The organism is Phycicoccus mangrovi, assembly GCF_018729305.1.
Lineage (GTDB): Bacteria > Actinomycetota > Actinomycetes > Actinomycetales > Dermatophilaceae > Phycicoccus > Phycicoccus jejuensis.
In genome coordinates this window covers 149897-166285 of record NZ_JAHHWP010000015.1, presented here as the reverse complement: position 1 = coordinate 166285, position 16389 = coordinate 149897, and the positions used below count along the sequence as shown (strand labels likewise).

General features: G+C 75.4%; 13 protein-coding genes. 5 read left to right on the top strand and 8 right to left on the bottom strand.

The window, feature by feature from the left end:
- Positions 1 to 9: 9 nt before the first annotated feature.
- The 5 genes from KMZ30_RS14240 to purL form a co-directional block, all read right to left on the bottom strand.
- Complete coding sequence (locus tag KMZ30_RS14240) at positions 10 to 2130, bottom strand: xanthine dehydrogenase family protein molybdopterin-binding subunit (protein ID WP_308279747.1); 2121 nt, start codon at positions 2128 to 2130, stop codon at positions 10 to 12.
- Complete coding sequence (locus tag KMZ30_RS14235; protein ID WP_215512998.1) at positions 2127 to 3128, bottom strand: FAD binding domain-containing protein; 1002 nt, start codon at positions 3126 to 3128, stop codon at positions 2127 to 2129. The genes KMZ30_RS14240 and KMZ30_RS14235 overlap by 4 nt, the downstream gene beginning before the upstream one ends.
- Positions 3125 to 3631, bottom strand: a complete 507-nt coding sequence (locus KMZ30_RS14230; RefSeq protein ID WP_030526441.1) for a 2Fe-2S iron-sulfur cluster-binding protein — start codon at positions 3629 to 3631, stop codon at positions 3125 to 3127. The genes KMZ30_RS14235 and KMZ30_RS14230 overlap by 4 nt, the downstream gene beginning before the upstream one ends.
- 149 nt (positions 3632 to 3780) lie before the next feature.
- Entirely contained in the window at positions 3781 to 4899 is a 1119-nt protein-coding gene (locus KMZ30_RS14225; RefSeq protein WP_215512999.1) for a winged helix DNA-binding domain-containing protein, read from the bottom strand.
- Positions 4900 to 4903: 4 nt separating this feature from the next.
- Positions 4904 to 8803, bottom strand: coding sequence for a phosphoribosylformylglycinamidine synthase (gene purL, locus KMZ30_RS14220; protein ID WP_215513000.1), 3900 nt, complete (start codon positions 8801 to 8803; stop codon positions 4904 to 4906).
- A 109-nt stretch (positions 8804 to 8912) separates the two neighbouring features.
- Here purL and KMZ30_RS14215 point away from each other — a divergent pair, with 109 nt between their 5' ends.
- Positions 8913 to 9116, top strand: a complete 204-nt coding sequence (locus tag KMZ30_RS14215) for a hypothetical protein (RefSeq protein ID WP_215513001.1) — start codon at positions 8913 to 8915, stop codon at positions 9114 to 9116.
- On the opposite strand, the gene KMZ30_RS14210 is transcribed toward KMZ30_RS14215, so the two are convergent.
- The gene (locus KMZ30_RS14210) at positions 9097 to 10008 is read right to left on the bottom strand and encodes a phosphoribosylaminoimidazolesuccinocarboxamide synthase (RefSeq protein WP_215513002.1); all 912 of its coding nucleotides are present in this window, start codon (positions 10006 to 10008) and stop codon (positions 9097 to 9099) included. The two genes, KMZ30_RS14215 and KMZ30_RS14210, sit on opposite strands and share 20 nt — an antisense overlap.
- Before the next feature lie 206 nt (positions 10009 to 10214).
- Here KMZ30_RS14210 and KMZ30_RS14205 point away from each other — a divergent pair, with 206 nt between their 5' ends.
- Positions 10215 to 10670: a MarR family winged helix-turn-helix transcriptional regulator gene (locus KMZ30_RS14205; protein ID WP_215513003.1), complete on the top strand. Its 456-nt coding sequence runs from the start codon at positions 10215 to 10217 to the stop codon at positions 10668 to 10670.
- 25 nt (positions 10671 to 10695) lie between these two features.
- Complete coding sequence (locus KMZ30_RS14200) at positions 10696 to 11907, top strand: MFS transporter (protein ID WP_215513004.1); 1212 nt, start codon at positions 10696 to 10698, stop codon at positions 11905 to 11907.
- 190 nt (positions 11908 to 12097) lie between these two features.
- On the opposite strand, the gene soxR is transcribed toward KMZ30_RS14200, so the two are convergent.
- Complete coding sequence (gene soxR, locus KMZ30_RS14195) at positions 12098 to 12553, bottom strand: redox-sensitive transcriptional activator SoxR (RefSeq protein WP_030526433.1); 456 nt, start codon at positions 12551 to 12553, stop codon at positions 12098 to 12100.
- 54 nt (positions 12554 to 12607) lie between these two features.
- On the opposite strand from soxR, the gene KMZ30_RS14190 reads away from it, so the two are divergent.
- Positions 12608 to 14044 (top strand): MFS transporter, encoded by a 1437-nt coding sequence (locus KMZ30_RS14190; RefSeq protein WP_215513006.1) that lies wholly within the window; start codon positions 12608 to 12610, stop codon positions 14042 to 14044.
- A 9-nt stretch (positions 14045 to 14053) separates the two neighbouring features.
- A complete protein-coding gene (locus KMZ30_RS14185) occupies positions 14054 to 14974 on the top strand; it encodes an LLM class F420-dependent oxidoreductase (RefSeq protein ID WP_215513007.1) in 921 nt (306 codons plus the stop codon).
- A 30-nt stretch (positions 14975 to 15004) separates the two neighbouring features.
- Here KMZ30_RS14185 and purD read toward each other — a convergent pair whose 3' ends face one another.
- Positions 15005 to 16291 (bottom strand): phosphoribosylamine--glycine ligase, encoded by a 1287-nt coding sequence (purD, locus tag KMZ30_RS14180; RefSeq protein ID WP_215513008.1) that lies wholly within the window; start codon positions 16289 to 16291, stop codon positions 15005 to 15007.
- Positions 16292 to 16389: the final 98 nt, after the last annotated feature.

The window sequence follows — 16389 nt, the reverse complement described above, 5'->3', positions numbered from 1 at the left end:
CGGGCGGGCTCAGGACAGGAAGCGGTCCGGCGTGAGCGGCAGCTCACGGACCCGCACCCCCGTCGCGTGATGCGTGGCGTTGGCGACGGCCGCCGCCGTGCCGACGATCCCGATCTCGCCGATGCCGCGCGAGCCCATCGGCGTGAAGGCCTCGTCGGACTCCTCGAGCCACTCGGCGTCGACGTCGAGGACGTCGGCGTGGGCGGCTACGTGGTAGCTCGCGAGGTCCTGAGTGACGACGTGGCCGGTGCGCGGGTCGCGCCAGGACTCCTCGAAGAGCGCGGCGGACAGGCCCATGACGAGGCCGCCGACGAGCTGCGAGCGTGCCGTCACCGGGTTGAGGACGCGCCCGACCGAGTACACGCCGAGCAGCCGCGGCACCCGCACCTCGCCCGTCCAGCGGTTGACCCGTGCCTCGCAGAAGACCGCACCGAAGGAGTGGTTGGCGGTCTCCATCTCGGCGGGGCTCTTCGCGGCCGATGCCGTGACCTCGGCGCCGGGGGCGGGGTCGGTGCCGTGCTCCTCGCGGAAGCGCTGGGCCGCCGCGACGACGGTGCTGCCCCACGAGCTCGTGCCCGAGGACCCGCCGGCCACCGAGGCGGACGGCAGCCGGGTGTCGGCGACCTCGAGGTCGACGGCGCCGGGCTCGACCCCGAGGGCGTCGGCCGCGATCTGCGTCAGCACGGTGCGTGCGCCGGTGCCGATGTCGACGCAGCCGATGGCGACGCCGTAGCGGCCGCCCCCGAGCGCCGTGACGCGCGCCTCGTTGCCGGGCATCTTCATCGCGGGGTAGGTCGCGGCGGCGACGCCGGTACCGACCCACCAGTCACCCTCACGACGGGAGCGCGGCTCGCGCGGACGGTCGGCCCAGCCGAACCGCTCGGCGCCACGCCGCAAGCAGTCGGGGAGCCGGCGGACGTCGAAGGGCTTGCCGGTCTCGGGGTCGAGGTCCGGCTCGTTGCGCAGCCGCAGCTCGACGGGGTCCAGTCCACAGGCGAGCGCGAGCTCGTCCATCGCGACCTCGCCGGCGAACATCCCCGGCATCTCGCCCGGCGCGCGCATCCACGAGGGGACGGCGACGTCGAGGACGGCCAGCCGGTGGCTCGTGCGCCGCGCCGGGGCGGCGTACATCATCCGGCTCGGGGAGGCCGTCTGCTCGGCGAACTCCTTGACGGCGGAGGTCTGCTCCTGCACCCGGTGCTCGAGCCCGACGAGCCGCCCGTCCGCGTCGGCGCCGAGGCGCACGTGCGAGATCGTGGCGGTCCGGTAGCCGGTGAGCGCGAACATCTGCTGGCGGGTGACGGCCAGGCGCACCGGCCGGGGCCGCACGGCGTGCGCCGCGAGCGCCGCGGCGACGACGTGGGCGTGCGGCTGGCCCTTGCTGCCGAAGCCGCCGCCGACGTAGGGCGCCCGGACGCGCACCTGCGTGGCCTCGAGGCCGAGCACCGGTCCGACGGTCTGCGCGACCCCGTGGACGCCCTGCGTGGAGTCGACGAGGTCGAGGACCTCGCCGTCCGTGCCGTCCTGCGCCCAGCGGGCGACGGTGGCGTGCGGCTCCATCGGGTTGTTGTGCTCGTGCGGGGTGCGGTACGTCTGCTCGACGAGCACCGCGGCGCCCGCGAGCGCGGCGTCGACGTCCCCGTCCTCGGTGTCGGTGTCCATCGCCGGGTTGACCGTCTCCGGCTTGTACGTCGCGTTGTCCTCGCGCAGCTCGGCCTCGTGCGGCTCCTCGCGGTAGGCGACCTCGACGAGCGCGGCCCCCTCGCGGGCGGCCTCGGAGGTCTCGGCGAGCACGAGCGCGACGATTTGGCCGCGGAAGTGCACGCGCGGGTCCTGGAGGATGGCCAGCTCGCCGTCGTCGGTGTCGGCCAGGCGCATCGCGCTCGTGTGGTCGAGGACGGCGACGACCCCGGGGTGGGCGAGGGCCGCGGCGGGGTCGAGGCGCTCGACCTCGCCCTTGGCCACGGTCGACTGGACGAGCCAGACGTGCAGCGGGTCGCCGGTGTCGTGGGCGGCGCTCTCGACGGCGTAGGTGGCCCGGCCGGTCACCTTCTCGGGCCCGTCGACGCGGTCGAGGCGGGTGCCCATCGAGCGGGGCGTGACGGGGGTGGTGCTGGTCCGGGTGCTCACGAGGGGTCCTTCCCGGCGAGGCGGAGCAGGGTGCGCGTCGTGGCGCCCCGCAGCATCGGCAGCTTGTAGGCGGTCTGGTCGGTGGTGCGCGCGTCGGCGAGCTCGGCGTCGACGGCGGCGCGCACGGCGTCCTCGTCGAGGGCCCGCCCGGTCAGGGCCTCCTCGGCGGCGGTGGCGCGCCACGGCTTGTGGGCGACGCCTCCCCACGCGATGCGGACGTCGCGGACGACGTCGCCGTCGAGCTCGAGCGCCGCCGCGACGGAGACGAGCGCGAAGGCGTACGAGGCGCGGTCGCGGACCTTGAGGTAGGTGGAGCAGCGGGCGGCGTCGGTGAACGGCAGCTCGACGCCCGTCACGAGGTCACCGTGCTCGAGCGTGGTGTCGAGGTCGGGGCGGTCCCCGGGCAGGCGGTGCAGCTCGCGGACGGGGACCCGCCGCTCGCCCTGCGGGCCGCGGACGACGACGACGGCGTCGAGGGCGGCCATCGCGACGGCCATGTCGGAGGGGTGGGTGGCGACGCAGTGCTCGCTCGCCCCGAGGACGGCGTCCTGGCGCCCGTAGCCGCCGACGGCCGAGCAGCCGCTGCCGGGCTCGCGCTTGTTGCACGGGGTCGTCACGTCCTGGAAGTAGACGCACCGGGTGCGCTGGAGCAGGTTGCCCCCGGTGCTCGCCTGGTGGCGCAGCTGCCCGGACGCGCCCGACAGCAGCGCGCGGGACAGCACCGGGAAGGCCGAGCGGACGACCGGGTGCGCCGCGAGGTCGCTGTTGCGGACGTTCGCGCCGACGTGGAGGACGCGCCCGTCGGGGCCGTCCTGCTCCTCGACGCCGTCGAGCCCGAGGCGGCTGACGTCGACGAGGCGGGCGGGCCGGGCGACGCCGAGCTTGAGGTGGTCGACGAGGTTGGTGCCGCCCCCGAGGTAGCGGGCGTCGGGGTCGCCGGACACGAGGGCGACCGCCTCCTCGACGTCGCTCGCGCGGACGTAGTCGAGCTCCCTCATGCTCCTGCCGCCTCCTTGACCGCGGCGAGGATGCCCGGGTAGGCGCCGCAGCGGCAGAGGTTGCCGCTCATCCGCTCCCGGATCTCGTCGTCGGTGAGCTCGACGTCGGCCTCGAGGTCCTCGGTCACGTGGCTCGGGTGCCCCTGCTTGGCCTCGTCGAGGACCCCGACGGCCGAGCAGACCTGGCCGGGCGTGCAGTAGCCGCACTGGTAGCCGTCGTGCTCGAGGAAGGCCTCCTGCACGTGGTGCAGCGCGTCGTCGGCGGCGAGCCCCTCGGCCGTGACGACCTCCGAGCCGTCGAACGCCACCGCGAGCGCGAGGCACGTGAGGTGGCGGCGGCCGTCGAGGAGCACCGTGCACGAGCCGCACTGCCCGTGGTCGCAGCCCTTCTTCGGCGAGGTGACGGCCAGCCGCTCGCGCAGCGCGTCCAGGAGGGTGGTGCGGGTGTCGACGGTCAGCTGCCGTCGGTGCCCGTCGACGGTGAGCTCGATCGTGGTGTCCATGGCCGCCTCGTACCCACTCGCCACCCTCCTGACCCCCTCGCCCGCGTCGGTCGCCTCCCTTTTCGGGGTCACCCCGAATTGTCCACGAGACCCCGGTTCGGAACCGGGGTCTCGTGGACGAAGCCCTGTGTCGCGCCCGCGCCGGGCGGTCAGGTCGTGGGCGCGGCGACGGTGAGGACGGGCTCGCGACCCAGCCAGCGGGCCAGCGCCGCCGCCTCGACCTCCAGCGCGCGTCGTTCGGCCGTGGTCAGCGGCCGGTAGGGCGTCACCTCGACCTCCAGCGCCCCACCCCGGACGGTGCGGCGCGCCGTGCCCGCGACCTGCGCGTCCACGACGAGCAGGCCGATCGACGGCTCGCGCCCCACCGGGTGCCGCCCCGCGACGTCGACGACGCGCCGGCTGTCCTGGTAGCCCCGGTACCACTCGTCGAGCAGGTGGACGAGGTGCACGCGCGGCGCCCGCGACCGCGGCGGCGGCTCCTCCCCCGGGGCGTGCCACCAGGTGCGGCCGTCGTGCTCGAAGGACCCGAGGGTGTCGGCGGCCGCGGCGAGGCCGGCGCGCACGTCCCCGAGCGGCAGGGTCGCCCAGTACGCCAGGTCGCGCTCGGTCACCGGGCCGTGGCCCACGGCGTAGCGTCGCGCGAGCTCTCCCAGCGCCTCGACGCGGTCGAGCGGGCCGGATGCCGGGAGCCGGTCGGCCAGCGGTGCGTAGGTGTGCCGACCGACCCCGCCGTCCGGGCGCGGCCGACCGCTGCCGACCCGCAGGCCGAGCTCGAGGTGGGCCAGCAGGACCATGAGCTGCATCCCGCTCAGCTCCTCGCCCGCCACGCGCAGGGCGTCCGCGACCTCCTCCCGCGTGCGGTCCGGGGTGTCGGTCAGCACCTGCTCGACGAGGTCGCCGAGCGCCGCGACCCGCTCCGGCGGCAGGCCGAGGTCGCGTTCCAGCTGGCGGCCGAGCTGGTGGCGCACCCGCGGGCCGGTCAGCTCGAGCAGCCACCGCACGTCGTCGCGGTGGACGAGGTGCCACGTGGGGCGCAGGACGTGCAGCCGGACGAGCTCACCGTCCCCGACCAGACCGGCCAGACCGGTGCGCGTCAGGCCGCTCGTCCGCGCCGCGAGCGCCCACGCCGTCTGCTCGGGGTTCTCGGCCTGGACGGCGAGCAGCGAGCGCACCGCCGAGGACGCGTCCGGTGCCGAGGCACCGTCGAGGAGCAGCGTCCGGAACCGCCACCGCGCGATGGCGAGGTCGTCGACGCCGCGCGGGCCCATCCGGTCAGCCCGCGAAGACGCGTGCGTTGCGGAACATCCTCAGCCACGGGCTCTCGTCGTCGACGTCACCGCTCGTCCACGACATCTGGACGTTGCGTGACACCCGCTCGGGGTGCGGCATCATCGCGGTGAACCGGCCGTCCGTCGTCGTCACCGCCGTCAGCCCGCCGGGCGACCCGTTCGGGTTGAACGGATGCTTCGTCGCCGGCGCGCCGTGGTGGTCGACGAAGCGCGCCACCTGGTGCACCGAGCCGAGGTCGCCGCGGGCCGAGAAGTTCGCGAAGCCCTCGCCGTGCGCGACGGCGATGGGGAGGCGGCTGCCGGCCATCCCGGCCATGAGGACCGACGGGCTCTCGAGCACCTCGACCTGCGTCAGCCGCGCCTCGTACTGCTCGGACCGGTTGCGCGTGAACCGCGGCCACGCCTCGGCGCCCGGGACGAGGTCGGCGAGCGCGGCGAACATCTGGCAGCCGTTGCAGATGCCGAGCCCGAAGGTGCCGTCGCGGTGGAAGAAGTCCCGGAACTGCTCGGTCAGCCTCTCGGAGAAAAGGACCGAGCGAGCCCACCCCTCGCCGGCGCCGAGGGTGTCGCCGTACGAGAAGCCGCCCGCGGCGACGAGGCCCTGGACGTCGGCGAGGTCGAAGCGCCCCGACTGGAGGTCGGTCATGTGCACGTCGTAGGCGTCGAAGCCCGCGGCGTCGAGCATGAAGGCGGTCTCGACGTGGCTGTTGACGCCCTGCTCGCGCAGCACGGCGACCTTGGGGCGGACGCCGGTCGAGAGGTAGGGCAGCGCGACGTCGTCGGTCGGGTCGAAGCTCGGGGCGACGACGAGGCCGGGGTCGTCGTCGCGGCCGACCGCGGCGTGCTCCTCGTCCGCCGCACCGGGGTTGTCACGCAGCACGGACATCCGCCACGACACCTCGTCCCACGCCTGGGCGAGGTCCCGCACGCGCTCCTCGAGCACCCGCGCACCGTCGACGGCCACGCGGACGCGGCGCTCGCTGACGGTGCGGCCGAAGACGGACGCGAGGTCGGCGAGCCCGTAGGCGCCGAGCACCTCGAGGACCTCGGGGACGGCGCGCTCGGGCACGCCGAGGACGACCCCGAGCTCCTCGGCGAACAGCCCGGCGACCGACGCGGCCTCGACGTCGAGGCCCATGCCGCCGGCAAAGGCCATCTCGCACACCGCGGCCCACAGGCCGCCGTCCGAGCGGTCGTGGTACGCCGTGACGAGCCCGCGCTCTCGCAGCTCGGTGAGGGCCGCGGCGAGCGACACCAGGCGCCGGGGGTCGTCGAGGTCGGGGACCTCGCGGCCGAAGGCACCCGACACCTGCGCGAGGATCGAGCCGCCGAGGCGGTCGCGGCCGGCGCCGAGGTCGACGAGCACGAGGGCGGACCCGTCGCGCAGCTGCGGGGTCCAGGTGCCCCGGACGTCGTCCAGCGACGCGAAGGCCGTGACGACGAGCGACACCGGCGAGGTGACCTGCTTGGCGTCGCCCATGTGGTCGGTCCAACGGGTGCGCATCGAGAGCGAGTCCTTGCCGACCGGCACCGAGATGCCCAGTGCCGGGCACAGCTCCATGCCGACGGCGTGGACGGTGTCGTAGAGGGCGGCGTCCTCGCCGGGCTCGCCGCACGCGGCCATCCAGTTGCAGGACAGCTTGACCCGCGAGAGCGCGGGCACCGGGGCGGCGAGCAGGTTGGTCAGCGACTCGCCGACGGCCATCCGCCCCGAGGCGGGAGCGTCGACGGAGGCCAGCGGCATCCGCTCGCCGCTCGCCATCGCCTCGCCGGCGAATCCGACGTGGTCGGCCAGGGTGACGGCGACGTCGGCCACCGGCACCTGCCACGGGCCGACCATCTGGTCGCGGTGGGTGAGGCCGCCGACGGTGCGGTCGGCGATCGTCACGAGAAAGCGCTTGGACGCGACGGTCGGGTGCCGCAGGACCGCGTACGCCGAGTCACGCAGGTCGAGCGCGTCGACGTCGAGGTCGTCGCCCTCCCGCGGCACGCGCGCGACGTCACGGGTCATCCGGGGCGGCTTGCCGAGCAGGGTCTCCATCGGCATGTCGATGGCCCGCTCCTCGCCCTCGACGTCGTCGGGACCGTCGGCGAGGACGAGCTGCCCGTCGTCGCGGGCGACGCCGACGACGGCGTGCGGACAGCGCTCGCGCTCGCAGAGGGCGGCGAAGGCCGGCAGCGACTCCGGGGCGATGGCGACGACGTACCGCTCCTGGGACTCGTTGCACCACACCTCCTTCGGCGCGAGACCCGACTCCTCGAGCGGCACGGCCGACAGGTCGAAGCGGGCCCCGAGGCCGGCGCCGTCGACGAGCTCGGGGAAGGCGTTGGAGAGCCCGCCGGCCCCGACGTCGTGGATCGCGAGGATGGGGTTGCCCTCGGCGCCGAGGCTGCGGCAGTGGTTGACGACCTCCTGCGCGCGCCGCTCGATCTCGGGGTTGCCGCGCTGCACCGAGTCGAAGTCGAGGTCGGCCGCGTTGGCGCCGGCGGCCATCGACGACGCCGCGCCGCCGCCCATCCCGATCCGCATGCCCGGGCCGCCGAGCTGCACGAGCAGCGTGCCGGCGGGGAAGACGACCTTCTCGGTGAGGTCGGCGTCGATCGTGCCCATCCCGCCGGCGCTCATGATCGGCTTGTGGAAGCCGCGGCGCACGCCGTCGACCGTCTGCTCGTAGACCCGGAAGAAGCCGCCGAGCCCGGGCCGGCCGAACTCGTTGTTGAACGCGGCCGCCCCGATCGGGCCCTCGAGCATGATGTCGAGCGGGCTCGCGATGTGCGCCGGGGCGCCGTACTCCGCACCCTCCCAGGGCTCGTGCGTCCCGGGCAGGTTGAGGTTGGAGACCGCGAACCCGGTGAGCCCGGCCTTGGGGGCCGACCCGCGCCCGGTCGCGCCCTCGTCGCGGATCTCGCCGCCGGCACCGGTCGCCGCGCCGGGGAACGGGCTGATCGCCGTCGGGTGGTTGTGCGTCTCGACCTTCATGAGGACGTGCACCTCGCCGTCGCGCCCGCGGTACGCGCTCGGGGCGTCCGGCCGCTCGGGCAGCCACCGCGTGCGCGGGCCGCCCTCCATGACCGAGGCGTTGTCCTTGTACGCCACGACGGTGCCGGCCCCGGCGACCTCCTCGGTGTGCCGGATCATCCCGAAGAGCGAGCGCGGCTGGGCCTCGCCGTCGATGACGAAGTCGGCGTTGAAGATCTTGTGGCGGCAGTGCTCGGAGTTGGCCTGCGCGAACATCATCAGCTCGACGTCGGTCGGGTTGCGACGCAGCCCGGTGAACGCCTCGACGAGGTAGTCGACCTCGTCGTCCGACAGCGCGAGCCCGAAGTCGCGGTCGGCCTCCTCGAGCGCCTCGCGGCCGCGGCCGAGGACGTCGACGTGGGCGACCTGCTCGGCCTCGCGCTCGTCGAAGAGCGCCGCGGCTGCCTCGCGCGTCGGCAGGGCCGACTCCGTCATCCGGTCGTGGAGGACGTCGGCGCAGCGCGCCCACTGGTCCTCGGTCAGCGGCTCGTCGGCGAGCAGGTGGTACTCGGTGACGCGCTCGACGCGGCGCACGTCGACCCCGCAGCTGTGCGCGATGTCGGTGGCCTTGGACGCCCACGGCGAGAGCGTCCCGAGGCGCGGGGCGACGACGACGAGGGCGGCGTGCGGCGCCTCGGCCACGCCGGCGAACGGCTCGCCGTAGGTGAGGAGCCGGGTGACGGTGGCGTGGGTCGCGTCGTCGAGCGGCGCGGTGCTCGCGACCCAGTGGACGTGCTGCGCCGAGACCGCCCGGACCTGCGGCGCGACCACGCGCAGCCGGGCGAGCACGCCGGCGGCCCGGAAGGTCGAGAGGGCGGCGCCCCCGGGGACGGTGGTCAGCACGGGGGCGTGCGACGGAACCATGGTGCGGGTCTCCCGAGGGGGTGGGGCGCGGGTGGCGTGTGCCGGGGTTCAGGCTACCGGCGCGGGCCGGGGCGCGGCCGCACCGTCCCTCCCCATCCCTCGGCGTCAGGTGCCGCGTGCCGACCCGGCCGGGCCCGACGAGACCGACGCGGCGACGATGGCCCGGGCGGTCGCGGCACGCGACGGCGGTCGGGTGCGCGTGGTCGGGCCGCCGGTGCCCGTCGCCGGTCTGCGCACGGGGCTGCTGCCGGGTCCGGACGTGCCGCGCGACGGGCGCCGGTTCGCGGACTGGGTCAGAACGAGCGGCCGGTGAGGCGCTCGTAGGCCTCGACGTACTTGGCGCGGGTCCGCTCCAGGACGTCGTCCGGGAGCGGCGGCGGGGCGTCGCCGGACGCCTTGTCCCAGCCGCTGGCGGGCGACAGGAGCCACTCGCGGACGAACTCCTTGTCGAAGCTCGGCTGGGGGCGGCCGGGCTCCCACTGGTCGGCGGGCCAGAAGCGCGAGGAGTCGGGGGTGAGCACCTCGTCGGCGAGAACCAGCTCGCCGTCCTCGACCCCGAACTCGACCTTGGTGTCGGCGACGATGATGCCGCGCTCCTGCGCCAGCTCGTTGCCCCGGGCGAGGATGCGGGTCGTGAGGTCACGGGACTTCGCGGCGAGCCCCGGGCCGACGAGGGCCTCGACCTCGGCGTAGGACATCGGCTCGTCGTGCTGGCCGCTCGGGGCCTTCGTCGACGGCGTGAACAGCGGCTCCGGGAAGCGCGAGCCGTCGGTCAGGCCCTCGGGCAGGCGCAGGCCGCTGACCGTCCCGTCGGCGCGGTACTCGCGCAGGCCGCCGCCGGTGAGGTAGGCGCGGGCCACGCACTCGACGGGGAGCATCCCGAGGCGGCGGACCAGCACGGCGCGGCCCTCGACGGCGGCCGGCACGTCGGTGGAGACGACGTGGTTGGGGACGAGGTCGGCCAGCTGCTCGAACCACCACAGCGACATCCGGGTGAGCACCTCGCCCTTGTCGGGCACGGGGGTCTCGAGGACGAAGTCGAAGGCCGAGATGCGGTCGGAGGCGACGAGGAGCAGGAGGTCCTCGCGCGGGGCGCCGGCGTCGTCGAGCGGGGCGTAGAGGTCGCGCACCTTGCCCGAGTAGACGTGGGCGTAGCCGTCGAGGACGGGGGCGGCGTCGGGCGTGGGCGTCGAGGCGTCGGCCATGGGCCCATCCTTCCAGCCCCGCGACCGCGCCGCGTCGCCCCTCCACCGCTGCGCCCGCCGCCCCCCACCCCACGCGTCACGCGCGTATCGGGTGACCCGATACGCGCGCGCTGTCCCCGACAACCGTTCCCGGGTGAGGCGCAGGGTTCTCCGGGCCAACGCCTTCGCGGCTTGATTTAAATAGGTTAACTATGTAAAGTAGCCGGGTGCACACGGACGACCTCGCCATCGAGCTGCTCCGCTCGGCCGCCGGGCTCTCCCGGTGGGCCAGCCGGCACGCCGACCTCGAGATCCCGTGGGCCCAGGCCCGCGTGCTGTCCCTCCTCGAGGAGCTCGGCCCGGCGCGGATCACCGCGCTCGCCGAGGCCGACGCCACGAGCCAGCCGACGATGACCACCCAGGTCCAGCGCCTGGAGGCCACCGGATGGGCCCACCGCACCCCCGACCCGGCCGACGGCCGGGCCACCCTCGTGTCCCTCACCGCCGCGGGTCACGACGCCCTGGCCACCGCCCGGCGCGCCCGCGCCGCGGCCCTGCGCCCGGTCCTCGAGCAGCTGGACGCCGACCCCGAGCGGCTCCGGACGGCCACCGCCGTCCTCACCGAGCTGCTCGAGGCGACCCGCACCACCCCCGTCCGCGAGCCCGGCCGCGCCGGCTCCTGACCCCGACCGAGAGGAACCCCTGCCCATGTGGCGCCAACCGAAGACCGTCTGGAGCGTGGCGTTCGCCTGCGTCGTCGCCTTCATGGGGATCGGCCTCGTCGACCCCATCCTCAAGCCGATCGCCGACGACCTGGGGGCCACCCCGTCCCAGGTCTCCCTGCTCTTCACGAGCTACATGGCCGTCATGGGCCTCGCGATGCTCATCACCGGCTTCATCTCGAGCCGGATCGGCGCCAAGCGCACCCTGCTCATCGGCCTCGCCATCATCATCGTCGGCGCCGGCCTCGCCGGGATGCAGGACAGCGTCAACGGCATCGTCGGCTTCCGCGCCGTCTGGGGCCTCGGCAACGCCCTGTTCATCGCCACCGCGCTCGCGACGATCGTCAACGCCGCCCGCGGCTCGGTCGCGCAGGCGATCATCCTCTACGAGGCCGCGCTCGGCCTCGGCATCGCCGCCGGCCCGCTCGTCGGTGGCGCGCTCGGCGGGATCTCCTGGCGCGGGCCGTTCTTCGGCGTCAGCGCGCTGATGCTCATCGCCCTCGTCGCCACGTGGGTCACCCTCCCCGCGGCGAACGAGAAGCCGCACCCGACGCCGCTCAGCGCCCCGCTGCGCGCCCTCGGCCACCGCGGGCTGCTCACCGTCGGCCTCACCGCGCTGCTCTACAACTTCGGCTTCTTCACCCTGCTGGCCTTCACGCCGTTCCCGCTCGACATGTCGGCGCACGGCACCGGCCTGGTGTTCTTCGGCTGGGGCCTGCTGCTCGCGCTGACCTCCGTCGTCGTCGCCCCCTGGGTGCAGCGCCACGTCGGCACCTTCGCCGGCATCGTCGGCGCGCTGCTCGGCTTCGCGGTCATCCTCGCGGTGATGGCCGTGTTCACCGAGGACAAGACCGTGCTCGTCGTCATGGTCGTCCTCGCCGGCGGCTTCCTCGGCGTCAACAACACCCTCATCACCGAGACGGTCATGAAGGTCTCGCCCGTCGAGCGCAGCGTCGCCTCGGCCGCCTACAGCTTCGTCCGGTTCGCCGGTGGCGCGGTGGCCCCGTGGCTCGCCGGCACGCTCGGCGAGCGCTCCGTCCACATCCCCTTCTGGGTCGGCGCCGGCGCGGTCGTCCTCGCCGTCGCGGTGCTCTCGACCGGCCACTCCTTCGTGCGCGGCGTCGATGCCGAGCCCGGCCACGGCGCCGAGCGCATCGACTCCGAGGAGGAGGCGCAGGCCGTGACGATGGGGGCCTGACCACCCCCTCCGTCCACCGACGAGGACGTGCCGGGCGGCCCGCAGGCCGCCCGGCCCCACCTCGGGGGGGGGGGGGGGGGCGGGAGTGGGCGCCGGGGGCGGGCCGCCCCCCCCCCTCCGCCCCCGGCGGCGGCCGGGCGGGGCGGCCGGCGGGCCGCCCGGCACGTCCTCGTCGTTCGTGGGGCGGACGTCAGTGGCCGCGGGCGGCGGCCGGCCAGCGGCGGGCCCCCGGCCCCTCGGTCGCCAGCTCGTCGTCGTGGTTGTAGACGGGGCAGGACCGCAGCGAGAGGCAGCCGCAGCCGATGCACGACGACAGCCCGTCGCGCACCCGTTCCATCGCCTCGATGCGCGCCGTGAGCTCGTCGTGCCAGCGCCGCGAGAGGCGCTCCCAGTCACGCTTGGTGGGCGCCCGGTCCGCGGGGAGGGCGGCGAGCGCCTCGCCGATCTCGGTGAGCCCCAGCCCGAACCGCTGCCCGGCGCGCACGACGGCGATGCGCCGCAGCACGTGGCGCTCGAAGCGCCGCCGGTTGGCGGTGTCGCGCACCGAGGTCAGCAGGCCCTTCTCCTCGTAGAAGCGCACCGTCGCGACGCTGACGCCGGATCGCTCCGCCACCTCGCCGATGGCCAGCAGGTCGTGTCCGTCCACACCTCGACCATACCGACTTGACCTAAAGTGCACTTGAGGTGTGAGGCTCCACTGGTGACCACGACCGACGCGCACCCCACCACCCCACGGCCCGGCTCCTCGTCCCCCGAGCGGCTCCTCGACCGCCGGTACCTGCCGGTCGTCGTGGGCGTCGTCGCGCTCGTGACCCTCGCGGCCTTCGAGAACCGCGCCGTGCAGACGGTGCTGCCGGTCGTCGTCCGCGACCTCGACGGCTGGGCGCTGTTCGGCGCCTCCACCGGCGCCTCGCTCGTGACGTTCACCGTCGGGATGGCCCTCTCCGGCGGCTGGACCGACCGGTTCGGCCCGCGGCCGGTCCTCCTCGCGGGCATCGGCGTCTTCGGGGTCGCGCAGGTCGTCTCGGCGGTCGCCCCGACGATGGTCGTCTTCGTCGGTGGCCGCGCCCTGTCGGGCGTCGCCGAGGCGCTCATCGACACGACGCTCATGGTGCTCGTCGCGCAGGCGCTGCCGGAGTCGTTGCGCGCCAAGGTGTTCGCGTCGTTCGCCGCAGCCTGGATCCTGCCGTCGCTGCTGGGTCCGGGGTTCGCCGGCGGGGTCGAGTCGCTGGCCGGCTGGCGCTGTGTGTTCGCCGGTCCGCTGCTCGTGGTCCCGTTCGCCCTCTGGCTGCTGCGTCCGGCGCTGCGCGGCGACCGTCCCGCCCCGGCGGCGGTCGCCGACGAGGGCGCGGGCGCCCGGCTCGCGGCGTCCTTCGCCCTCGCGGCCGGGCTGGCCGTGACGACCTTCGCGGCGCCGCTCCTGCAGTCCCCGAGCACGCGGGTGGCCGGGCTGGCGACCGTGCTCGCCGGCGGTCTCGTGGTCGTCCTCTCGGCCGCCCGGGCCCTCCCCAGCGGCACCGCCCGGCTGCGCGCCGGCGTGCCGGCCGTCGTCGGGCTGCGGATGCTCACCTCCGCCGCGTTCACCGGCGTCGGCTCGGTCATCCCGCTCATGCTCGTGACGACCCACGACGTGAGCGCCGCCGTCGCCGGCGTCTCGCTGTCGGTGACGGGCGTGCTGTGGGCGGCCGGGTCGTGGCTCAACAGCACGGCGTGGGTGCAGGCCCGCACGAGCGCCGCGACGCGCATCCGGGCCGGCGGGCTGCTCATCGCCGTCGGGTCGGTGGGGCCGGTGCTGCTGGCGCTCGACGTCGTCGGGGTCGCGGCCGGGATGGTCGGCTGGGCCGCGGCCGCCACCGGCATGGGCATCCTCTCGCCGGTGCTGTCGACCGAGCTGCTCGCCCTCGCACCCGAGGCCGAGCGCGGCCGGGCGAGCGCCGCCCAGGGCCTCGGCGTCTCGACCGGCGTCGCCCTGCAGACCGCGCTCGTCGGCGGGGTCGTCGCGTGGTTCGGGCCGGGGATGGACGGGCCCCGGTTCGCCGGGCTGATGGCCGTCGGCGCGCTCGTCGCGCTGCTCGTCGCCGCCGGGGCCGGCCGGGTGCGCGGGAGCCGTCGGGACGGGGCGACCGCACCTGCGTAGCGTGGGCCCATGGACCTGCGCATCTTCACCGAGCCCCAGCAGGGCGCCACGTACGACGACCTCCTCGCGGTGGCCCGCGCGGCCGAGGACCTCGGGTACGACGCCTTCTTCCGGTCCGACCACTACCTGCACATGTCCGGCGACGGCCGCCCGGGCCCGACGGACGCCTGGACGACGCTCGCGGGCCTGGCCCGCGACACCTCGCGCATCCGGCTCGGGACGCTCGTCACGTCGGCGACCTTCCGGCTCCCCGGCCCGCTGGCCGTCACGGTCGCCGGGGTCGACCAGATGAGCGGCGGCCGGGTCGAGCTCGGGCTCGGCGCCGGCTGGTTCGCGGCCGAGCACCGCGCCTTCGGCATCCCGTTCCCGCCGCTCAAGGAGCGCTTCGACCGGCTCGAGGAGCAGCTGGCCGTCATCACCGGGATGTGGTCGGCGCCGGAGGGCTCGGAGTACGACCACGACGGCTCGAACTACCCGGTGAGCGGGCACCCGGCGCTCGTGCGCACGACCCAGCCCGGCGGCGTGCCGATCGTCGTCGGCGGCTCGGGGAAGCGGCGGACGCCGTCGCTGGCCGCCCGGTACGCCGCCGAGTTCAACGTGCCGTTCTCGTCGGTCGACGACACCGCGCGGCTGTTCGACCGGGTCGACACCGTCTGCGACGAGCACGGCCGCGACCCGCTGAGCCTCGTCCACAGCGCGGCCCAGGTGCTCTGCGTCGGCAAGGACGAGGCGACCCTGCGCCGGCGCGCCGACGCCATGGGGCGCGACGTCGCCGAGCTGCGGGCCAACGGCCTCGCGGGCACGCCCGAGGAGGTCCGCGAGCGGGCCGGCCGGCTCGCCGAGGCCGGCGCGAGCCGCCTCTACCTCCAGGTCCTCGACCTGCACGACCTCGACCACCTCGCCGACGCGCAGGCGGCACTCACGGCCTGAGTCGGTCGCGGGGCGCGGCGCCGGGACGGATCAGGCGGGGACGGTGACCTCGCCGCGCTGCGCCTTCTCGGCGATGTCGAGACGGTGCTGCGCGCCGTCGAGCCGCACGGCGTCGACGGCGGCGTAGACCCGCTCGCGGGCCTGCGCGAGGTCCGCTCCCCGGGCGACCACCGAGAGGACGCGCCCGCCGGCGGAGACGAGGACGCCGTCGGCGTCGCGCGCGGTGCCGGCGTGCAGGACGTAGGCGTCGGGGTCGCCGGGCACGGCGTCGAGGCCGTCCAGCGGGTCGCCGGTGCGCGGCGTGCCGGGGTAGCCGTCGGCCGCGACGACGACCGTGACGGCGTGCTCGTCCGACCACCGCAGCGGTTCGGCCTGCGCGAGACGACCCTCGGCTGCGGCCAGCAGCACCTGGGCCAGCGGCGTGCGCAGGCGGTCGAGGACGACCTGCGTCTCGGGGTCGCCGAAGCGGACGTTGAACTCGATGACGCGCGGGCCGCGGCGGGTCAGCGCGAGGCCGACGTAGAGGACGCCGACGAACGGGGCGCCGCGGCGGGCCATCTCGTCGACGACCGGCTGCGAGATACGGGCGACGACGTCGTCGACGAGGCCGTCCGGCGCCCAGTCGAGCGGGCTGTAGGCGCCCATCCCGCCGGTGTTCGGGCCCGTGTCGCCGTCGCCGATGCGCTTGAAGTCCTGCGCGGGCGTCAGCGGGACCACGGTCTCGCCGTCGCAGAGGCAGAAGAGGGAGACCTCGGGCCCGTCGAGGAACTCCTCGACGACGACGCGGCCGTCGTCCTTGGCGAGGCAGGCGAGCCCGTGCGCGAGCGCCTCGGCCCGGTCGTCGGTGACGACGACACCCTTGCCGGCCGCGAGGCCGTCGTCCTTGACGACGTGCGGGGCGCCGAGCGCGTCGAGGGCGTCGGCGAGCTCGGCCTCGCTCGTGCAGACGTGGGCCATCGCCGTCGGGACGTCGGCGGCCGACATCACCTCCTTGGCGTACGCCTTGCTGCCCTCGAGACGCGCGGCGGCCGCCGAGGGCCCGAAGCACGGGATGCCGGCGGCGCGGACCGCGTCGGCGACACCGTCGACGAGGGGCGCCTCGGGGCCGACGACGACGAGGCCGACCTCGTGGCGCCGGGCGACCTCGAGGATGCCGTCGACGTCGGTGACCCCGCCCGGCAGCGGCTCGCAGAGGGCCACCGCCTCGATGCCGGGGTTGCCCGGCGCGGCGACGACCGCGTCGAGCGCGGGGTCGAGCGACAGCGCGCGGACGATGGCGTGCTCGCGGGCACCGGAGCCGATGACGAGGACCTTCACGGGCAGCCAGCCTAGGGGCCGGGGGCTGCGCCGCGCACGGGCGACCGGCGCCCGGGCGGCGCGGGGCGTCCGCGCTGGTGACGCGGCTAGACTGGTGA

What these genes read in the sequence shown, in the direction of transcription:
- KMZ30_RS14235 (WP_215512998.1), bottom strand. Translation starts at nt 3,128, where the DNA reads ATGAGGGAGCTCGACTACGTCCGCGCGAGCGACGTCGAGGAGGCGGTC.
- KMZ30_RS14230 (WP_030526441.1), bottom strand. Translation starts at nt 3,631, where the DNA reads ATGGACACCACGATCGAGCTCACCGTCGACGGGCACCGACGGCAGCTG.
- KMZ30_RS14225 (WP_215512999.1), bottom strand. Translation starts at nt 4,899, where the DNA reads ATGGGCCCGCGCGGCGTCGACGACCTCGCCATCGCGCGGTGGCGGTTC.
- purL (WP_215513000.1), bottom strand. Translation starts at nt 8,803, where the DNA reads ATGGTTCCGTCGCACGCCCCCGTGCTGACCACCGTCCCCGGGGGCGCC.
- KMZ30_RS14210 (WP_215513002.1), bottom strand. Translation starts at nt 10,008, where the DNA reads ATGGCCGACGCCTCGACGCCCACGCCCGACGCCGCCCCCGTCCTCGAC.
- KMZ30_RS14200 (WP_215513004.1), top strand. Translation starts at nt 10,696, where the DNA reads ATGTGGCGCCAACCGAAGACCGTCTGGAGCGTGGCGTTCGCCTGCGTC.
- KMZ30_RS14185 (WP_215513007.1), top strand. Translation starts at nt 14,054, where the DNA reads ATGGACCTGCGCATCTTCACCGAGCCCCAGCAGGGCGCCACGTACGAC.